This is a genomic window from Phenylobacterium sp., from assembly GCF_044372605.1.
GTDB lineage: Bacteria > Pseudomonadota > Alphaproteobacteria > Caulobacterales > Caulobacteraceae > Phenylobacterium.
On the sequence record NZ_JBILRO010000177.1, the window covers coordinates 1 to 7,256 of the forward strand.

Here is a 7,256-nt window from a genome sequence, read left to right on the forward strand (position 1 = left end):
CCGGGGTCCGCGAGACACAGCGTGGGACTCCGAAGATCCCGAGACGCGCGTCCGCATAATCGAAGAGCGCCTCGGTCTGGAAATCGCACTTGGCGCAATGCTGGCCAACAGCGTTCTTGGGCGAATGGGCGGCGTACTGCGCAAGGAAAGCAGCGCCGGTGCCTCTGACACCGTAAGCTTCGAGATTGTGCTGGCGCATGTACCCGACGAAGTCAGCGCGCCGGCAGACGCGCAAGGCCGTGCCGCACATATTCTGGTAGTCGATGACAACGCCACCAATCGCATGGTGGCCCAATCTCTGGTGGAAATGTTTGACTGCACCAGCGAGACCGCCGAGGACGGCGAAGAGGCCGTTGAGACCGCCCGCTCGGGACGTTTCGACCTTATCCTGATGGACATCCGGATGCCGCGGATGGATGGGATCGCCGCCACCCGCGCGATCAGGGCGCTTTCAGGGCCGGCCGGCGCCGTGCCGATCATCGCGCTGACCGCAAATGCGGACCCCGAAGATGCAGCTGGCTATCTGGCCGCCGGGATGAACGGTGTGGTCGAAAAGCCAATGAAGCCGGAACATCTGCTTGCGGCCCTGCAAGATGCGCTCAACCCAGAGGGCGCGGCGGCCGCAGCCTGATCTGACAGATACAGTTTCACGCGCAACTTTTTGGCCGATCGACCCTCTATTGCGTGCAAGTCCGCAATGCCATAGGTCGCGATCCAGGGTTCTGAGGAAGATCTATGTCGGAGGCGAAACCGGACGCAGCGCCGACGCTTGACGCGGTGCGCCAGCGCATCGACGCCCTTGATACCGAGTTGCTGCGGCTGATCGATGAGCGCGCATCCCTGGCTCGGGTGGTGGCGGCGGCGAAGCGGGCGGCAGGCGACGGCGGCAAGTTCGGGCTGCGCCCCGGTCGTGAGGCTGCGATCCTGCGGCGGCTGATCGCCAGCGAGCGCAAGGCGGCCGATGCCGGCCTCATCGTGGGCGTCTGGCAAGAACTTATCGGCGACAGTCTGGCCGGGCAGGGACCTTTCCATATCTCGGTGTGGGGCGCGCGCGATCCCGGGCGCGGTGTCGAGCTGGCCCGGCAGCGCTTTGGCGGCGCGCCCCCATTACAACAGGTAGCAAAGCCGGAAGACGCTCTGGCTGCGGCGCGCACCCCCGGCGGTGTGGCCGTCTGCGCCCTGACGCCCGACAACGCCTGGTGGGGCCGGCTGCTGGCCGAACCGGCGCTCAAGGTCTTCGCGGCCCTGCCCTGCCTGGCGGCGTGGGGTCCCATGTCGGCTCTGGCGGTGGCTGCGATCGATGTTGAGCCGACCGGTGGCGACAGTACATTCTGGGTCACCGATGCGCCCGGCGCGGCGCCAGCTATCATCGAGGCCCTGGGTCGCGACGGCGTGGCGGCGGACATCCTGGCCTCGGCCGGGGGTTTGAAGCTTTTCCAGCTCGCCGGGTTCTATCAGCGCGACGACGAACGACTGGCCAGGGCGCCAGGACGCCTGAGCGGTGTCATCGGGGCTGCGCCAACGCAGCTGGACGTGTAAGAGGACGCTAACCCGCCGCCCGACACAACACCGGCAGACCGCATGTCCGATCCTCGCGACCTTACTGACCGCGCTCACGCGCCGAAACCTGTTCCCAAGCCAGGGATCCTGGACATCCACGCCTATGTGCCCGGCAAGGCCAAGTCGGACGGCGTTGAAACCCCAATCAAGCTGTCAGCCAACGAGAACATTCTGGGTGTGAGTCCCAAGGCTCGGGCGGCTTTTGCCGAGGCCGCCGACCTGCTGCACATGTATCCCGACAGTCGGACCACGATCCTGCGCGACGCCATCGCCTCGACCTTCCGGCTGGAGCCCGAGCGCCTGATTTTCGGATGCGGATCAGACGAGGTGTTTCAGCTTCTGAACCAGGCGTTCCTGGAGCCGGGGGACAACATTGTTCAGGGCGAATACGGCTTTGCAGCCTACGCCATCGGCGCCCACGCCTGTCAGGCTCAAGTGAAGCTGGCGCGGGAGCCCGGCTACCGGATCGATGTGGACGAGATCCTGAAGGTCGTGGATGAGCGTACACGGCTGGTGTTTCTGGCCAACCCCGGCAACCCGACGGGCACGTGGATCGCCTTCTCAGAGATCGAGCGTCTGCATGCCGCCTTGCCGCCGAGCGTCGTTCTGGTGCTGGACGCAGCCTACGGTGAGTTCGTGCTGGACGACCGGTTCAGTGATGGCCTGGATTTCGCCCGTGGTTCCGACAATGTGGTGGTGACCCACACCTTCTCGAAGCTCTATGGGCTGGCCGCACTCAGGTTGGGCTGGGGCTATGCGCCCTTGGCCATCGCCGAGGCCGTTGACCGCATTCGGCTGCCGTTCAACACTTCCATCCCCGGGCAACTGGCTGGCGTGGCAGCGCTTGGGGACCAGGATTTCCAGGACCGTTCCATCGCCCACGTCGAGCAGTGGCGGCCCTGGCTAACCCAGCAACTCGGCGGCCTGGGCCTCGAGATCGTCGGGCCGTCGGCCACCAATTTCCTGCTCATCGGGTTTTCGAGCCAACCGGGCAAGACGGCCGCCGACGCCGACGCCTTCCTGAGCGCCAGAGGCCTCCTGACGCGGCGGGTCCTGAACTACGGGCTGCCGAACCACCTGAGGATCACCATCGGGCTCGAAGAACACAACCGCGCAGTCGTCGCGGCCCTGACGGATTTCGTAGGGGCCTAGTGGCGTTTTGCGGCGACCTGGTCCAACAGGCTCTGCGCTTCGCCGACGAACTTCTCCACCACTTCGGCGGCGAAGGGATTCTGGGTCTGGATCGCTGTGAAGAGTTCGAAGGTATCGGCACCGATCAAGGCGCATAGCTCCAGCAGGTGCTGGTAGGACGCCGTCTTCAACTGCTCGTCGGGGATCCCCAGATTGACCAGCGAGCGACCGATCAGGTGGGTGAGCGCCTGAACATAGGCCATCTCCCGGTCATGCTCCTCCGGCGTGGTGACGGTGACGGTCAGGCCCAGCGCGCGGCCGAAAGCCACAACTTTCTCAGACCGCTCGCCCCGGATCGGGCACACCACCAGACGCAGGCCATCAAGCCCGGTCCTGGCGCTCTGCGGACCGAACAGGGGGTGGGTCGCCACCAGGTCGACATGCCCGGGCAGGATCTCGGTCATCCAGCGCGCCGGCAGCATCTTCACCGAGCCGACATCGATGACCAGGGCGCCTGGCATCAGATGCGGTGCGGCGGCGCGGAACACCGCCTCCATCGCAACGACGGGCACGGCGAAGATGACGATCTCGCGGGCCGCGACGGCCGCCAGGCTTGCGACATCCACGCCGAGTTCGCGGGCGAGCGATGCGGTGGCTGGCGCCGGATCACAAACAGCAACCTCGAAGTGCGCCTTCAGGGTCTGGGCCGCCAGCTGTCCGAATTGTCCGAAGCCGATAAGGCCGACGCGTTTCATCGCGGCTCACTAGCCTGCCCCGCCAGCCGGCGCAAACGGGCGAAAGTGCGTGGAACGGCCACAATCATGCAATATCCAGGCAACAGTCGGGGTGTGAACTCCCCACGCATTTTCAGGGAGAGCAACATGCGCACATTCATCATCACCACGGTGGCCGTGGCCATGCTGGCGGCAGCCGGGGCGGCTTCGGCGCAGATGCCGGCGCCGGCCGACATGATCAAGGCCTGGGACAAGAACAGCGACGGTGGCGTCAGCAAGGACGAATGGGTCGCCGCCGGCCGTCCGGCCGAGCGCTTCGAGATGGTCGACGCCAACAAGGACGGCAAGGTCGTCGCTGCAGAGCTGGAGGCCGCGATGGCCGCCATGCGCCAGCGCAACGGCGGCTGAGATGACGCGGGCCAGCTTCGAAGCCGCGACCGCACGGGCCGACGGTGACGCCCTTGCACTGGCAGCGGGTCTGCGCCGGGAGGTGACGGCGGAGGGGCTGCAGGGGCTGGCCGCGCTATGGATGTATGTAGCCATTTCACAACCTGAGCGATTGTCCGAGATCTACGACCGCTCGGCGGAAGGCTGGCGGGGTGAGGCGGTCAAGGCCGCGGCGCTTGCGGGGGACCAGGCTCCACGCGAGCCCATCCCACCTGCATTCTGGACCGCCTTCTGGGCGCTGATCGACACGCCGCCGGGCACGCTGGGCGCGGGTGGCGTGACGCAGCGCACAGCCGCGCTGCTGGGTCATCTGTCGCCGGGGATGACGGCGCGTGTGGCCCGCACGGCCCTGGCCTATCCTGGCTGCGCGGAAGCGGCGGCCCAGGGCTATCCGGCGAAGTTCACCATGGCGTCGCTGGCCGTTTGTCCGAAGGTGTCACTGGGCGGCGAATTTCACAGCCTGATCGTCGATAACGGCTTCGACCTGGAGGTGCTGGACCGCGAGACCCTGGGGCTGGCCGACCTGCCCGCGCCGCTGGACTATCTCAATGCGCGTATCCTGCAGTGCCATGACCTCTGGCACCTGGCCGCGGGCTACCGGACCACCGGCCTGCATGAGGTGGCGATCTCCGGCTTTCAGCTGGGCCAGTTCGGACACAGCTATTCGGCGATGTTCCTGGCCATGGTGCTGACCCGCGCCGCGTTTGATCGACCCGAGGCGGCGACACTGCTGCTGGACACCATCCTCGGCGGCTGGGTGCACGGCCGCGAGAGCCCGCCGCTGCTGGGGGTCGCCTGGGAGGCGATCTGGGACCAGCCGGTGGACGCCGTGCGGGCGCGCCTCGGGTTGAAGCCCTATGCCTCGGCCTGGCCGGCGGATCTGTTCGAGCAGCTGGCGGCGGCAGCCTAGAGCACGACAGCTTGAAGTGGATACCGGTTCAAGCGCCCGTCGTGCTCTAAACATTTGATAACGAGCCTGTTTATCCGGTTCAGAGGATGCCATCTGAACCGGACAGGCTCTAGGGCGCCAGGAACGCCTCAACCAGTTCAATAGCCTCCACGAGGGTCATGCGCTGCACCTCGACGCCGGGGGGCAGGCCGGCGAAGAGGCGGGTGGGGGCGGCGGCGTCCAGCATGACGAAGACGCCCTTGTCGTCGGCGCGGCGGATCAGGCGGCCGAAGGCCTGGGCGATGCGGGCCCGGGCGATGCCGTCGTCGTAGCCCTTGCCGCCGAACCGAACGCGGCGCGCCTTGTGCAGGATGTCGGGGCGGGGCCAGGGGACGCGGTCAAAGACCAGCAGGCGCAGGCTACGTCCCGGTACGTCCATGCCATCGCGCACCGCATCGGTGCCCAGCAGGCAGGCGTCCTGCTCGGCGCGGAAGATGTCCACCAGCGCGCCCACCTCCAGCGGATCGACATGCTGGGCGTAGAGGGCCAGGCCCTTGTCGGCCAGGGGGGCGGCGATGCGCTCATGCACCGCGCGCAGGCGCCGGATGGCGGTGAAGAGGCCGACGCCTCCGCCGCCGGCGGCCAGGAACAGCTCGCGCAGGGCCGCCGAGACCTGGCGGGCGTCCTCCTTGTTGACGTCGGTGATCACCAGGCAGCGGGCGTGGGCGGCGTAGTCGAAGGGCGAGGCCAGCTTCAGCGTCTTCGGACGGTCAGGCAGGCGGGCGGCGCCGGTGCGCATCTCGGCGAGCGCGAAGGGGTCGTCGAGGGTGGGGTCCGACAGGGTGGCCGAGGTCACCAGCACCCCGTGGGCGGGCTTGATCACCGCATTGGTGAGCGGCTCGGTGGGATCGACCCAGTGGCGGCGGCAGGCGGCGTCCACCACCCGGCCATAGAGGAAGGTGGCGTCGAACCAGTCCACGAAGTCCGGGTCGTCGTCGGCGTTCTCGTCGATGGCCTGGAGCATGGAGCGCCAGGCGGGCAGCTGCATGCGGGCGCGTCGATCTAGCCCCCTCAAAGCGCCTTCAATTCTCGCACGCTCGGAGCCGCCGAGGCTGGCGGCCTCGTCGTCCATCAGGGTCTCGAGCGCGCGGGCCAGCGCCAGCAGGGGCGCCTCGATGCGAGCGAGCGCGCGGGCGGCCTCGCGGGCGGTGGAGCGGACCAGGTCCAGGGCCGGGCGGGCGGCGCATTCCATGCCCACCTCGGAGGGGGCGGCGCGGGCGCGCAGCTGCTCGATCAGGGCCACCAGGAAAGCCTCGACCGGGCCGATGGGATTGACCTCGCCGTTCGGCGGGGCGATGCGGCCGGACCAGCCCTCGCCCGGCAGGGCGGCGGCGGCGTGCAGCACGTCGGTGAGCTGGGTGCGGGCCTCCTCGCTGTCGCCCAGCATGTCGAGCAGGCGTGCCTCAAGGCCCCTGCCCCGTCGACCGCGCCCCTCGGGCCCACGCAGCCAGCGGCGCATCTCGGCGGCCTCCTGGCCCGACAGGGCGGCGGAGAAGGCGCTGTCGGCCGCGTCGAACAGGTGGTGGCCCTCGTCGAAGACGATGCGCTTCAGATGCGTGGTCTCGGCGTCGCCCCTGGAGCCCCGCGCCGCCCGGGCGCCGTCGAAGGCGGCCTGGGTCATGACCAGGGCGTGGTTGGCGATGACGAGGTCGGCCTTGCGCGAGCCGCGGATCGCCTTCTCCACGAAGCAGGCGCGGTAGTGCTGACACCCGGCGTGGACGCACTCGCCGCGCCGGTCGACGAGGTTGGCGGGGCTGGCCTGGGCGGCGGCCGGCACGGCGAACAGGGTCGACAGCCAGGCCGGGAAGTCACCCCCGGTCATGTCGCCGTCGCGGGTGGCGCGCGCCCAGCGGGCGGCCAGCCCGAGGCCCACCAGGTCGCCGTTGCCCAGTTGGGCGGCATTGGCCATGTCCTGGAAATTCAGCAGGCAGAGGTAGTTCTCGCGGCCCTTGCGCACCACGGCCTTCTTCGCGCGGGCGGTTTCATCAGCGTAGAGCGCCCGGCTCTCGCGCTCGATCTGGCGCTGCAGGGCGCGGGTGTAGGTGGAGATCCACACCGCCGGGCCATTGGCCTCGGCCCACAGCGAGGCCGGCGCCAGATAGCCCAGGGTCTTGCCGACGCCGGTGCCCGCCTCGGCCAGCATCATGCGCGGTTCGCCCTCGCGCTCGCGGGGCTGGAAGACGTGGGCGGCTTCGGCGGCGTACTGGCTCTGGGTGGGGCGGGCTTCATCGAGGCCCGCGCGGGCCAGCACCTCGACCAGTCGGGCGGCGGCGGCGTCTGCCTCGATGGGCTTCGAGCCCGGCTCGCCGGGAGGCGCCTCGGCTTCCCACTCGGCCATGCGCGCCCAGACATCGAGGCCCGAGGTGCGGAACATGTTGCCCGGCAGCTGGCTGCGCAGCGCCCCGATGACGGCGGCGCCCCAGGCCCAGCCGCCG

The 7,256-nt window shown here is 68.8% G+C and carries 7 protein-coding genes; 5 read left to right on the forward strand and 2 right to left on the reverse strand.

Going from position 1 to position 7,256, the window contains the following annotated elements; genetic code table 11:
* The 3 genes from ACIQ42_RS13490 to ACIQ42_RS13500 all read left to right on the forward strand — a co-directional run.
* On the forward strand, nt 1-631 hold a 631-nt coding region (locus ACIQ42_RS13490; RefSeq protein WP_397422738.1), incomplete at its 5' end, for a response regulator.
* A gap of 104 nt (nt 632-735) precedes the next feature.
* Nucleotides 736-1,539, forward strand: a complete 804-nt coding sequence (locus ACIQ42_RS13495) for a chorismate mutase (protein WP_397422739.1) — start codon at nt 736-738, stop codon at nt 1,537-1,539.
* A 42-nt stretch (nt 1,540-1,581) separates the two neighbouring features.
* A complete protein-coding gene (locus tag ACIQ42_RS13500) occupies nt 1,582-2,712 on the forward strand; it encodes a pyridoxal phosphate-dependent aminotransferase (protein ID WP_397422741.1) in 1,131 nt (376 codons plus the stop codon).
* Here ACIQ42_RS13500 and ACIQ42_RS13505 read toward each other — a convergent pair.
* Nucleotides 2,709-3,446 (reverse strand): prephenate dehydrogenase/arogenate dehydrogenase family protein, encoded by a 738-nt coding sequence (locus ACIQ42_RS13505; protein ID WP_397422742.1) that lies wholly within the window; start codon nt 3,444-3,446, stop codon nt 2,709-2,711. The genes ACIQ42_RS13500 and ACIQ42_RS13505 overlap by 4 nt on opposite strands.
* Nucleotides 3,447-3,572: 126 nt before the next feature.
* On the opposite strand from ACIQ42_RS13505, the gene ACIQ42_RS13510 reads away from it, so the two are divergent.
* Entirely contained in the window at nt 3,573-3,833 is a 261-nt protein-coding gene (locus tag ACIQ42_RS13510) for an EF-hand domain-containing protein (protein WP_397422744.1), read from the forward strand.
* Between the two features lies 1 nt (nt 3,834).
* Nucleotides 3,835-4,782 carry a Coq4 family protein gene (locus ACIQ42_RS13515; RefSeq protein ID WP_397422745.1) on the forward strand — a complete coding sequence of 316 codons (948 nt, stop codon included), beginning with the start codon at nt 3,835-3,837 and terminating at the stop codon, nt 4,780-4,782.
* Between the two features lie 109 nt (nt 4,783-4,891).
* Here the strand turns inward: ACIQ42_RS13515 and ACIQ42_RS13520 are convergent.
* Nucleotides 4,892-7,256 (reverse strand): ATP-dependent DNA helicase (locus tag ACIQ42_RS13520; RefSeq protein WP_397422746.1); only part of this gene is annotated, 2,365 nt, incomplete at its 5' end.

Excerpts from the sequence above, each read along its gene's own strand:
- ACIQ42_RS13505 (WP_397422742.1), bottom strand. The coding sequence starts at position 3,446 with ATGAAACGCGTCGGCCTTATCGGCTTCGGACAATTCGGACAGCTGGCG.
- ACIQ42_RS13510 (WP_397422744.1), top strand. The coding sequence starts at position 3,573 with ATGCGCACATTCATCATCACCACGGTGGCCGTGGCCATGCTGGCGGCA.
- ACIQ42_RS13515 (WP_397422745.1), top strand. The coding sequence starts at position 3,835 with ATGACGCGGGCCAGCTTCGAAGCCGCGACCGCACGGGCCGACGGTGAC.
- ACIQ42_RS13495 (WP_397422739.1), top strand. The coding sequence starts at position 736 with ATGTCGGAGGCGAAACCGGACGCAGCGCCGACGCTTGACGCGGTGCGC.
- ACIQ42_RS13500 (WP_397422741.1), top strand. The coding sequence starts at position 1,582 with ATGTCCGATCCTCGCGACCTTACTGACCGCGCTCACGCGCCGAAACCT.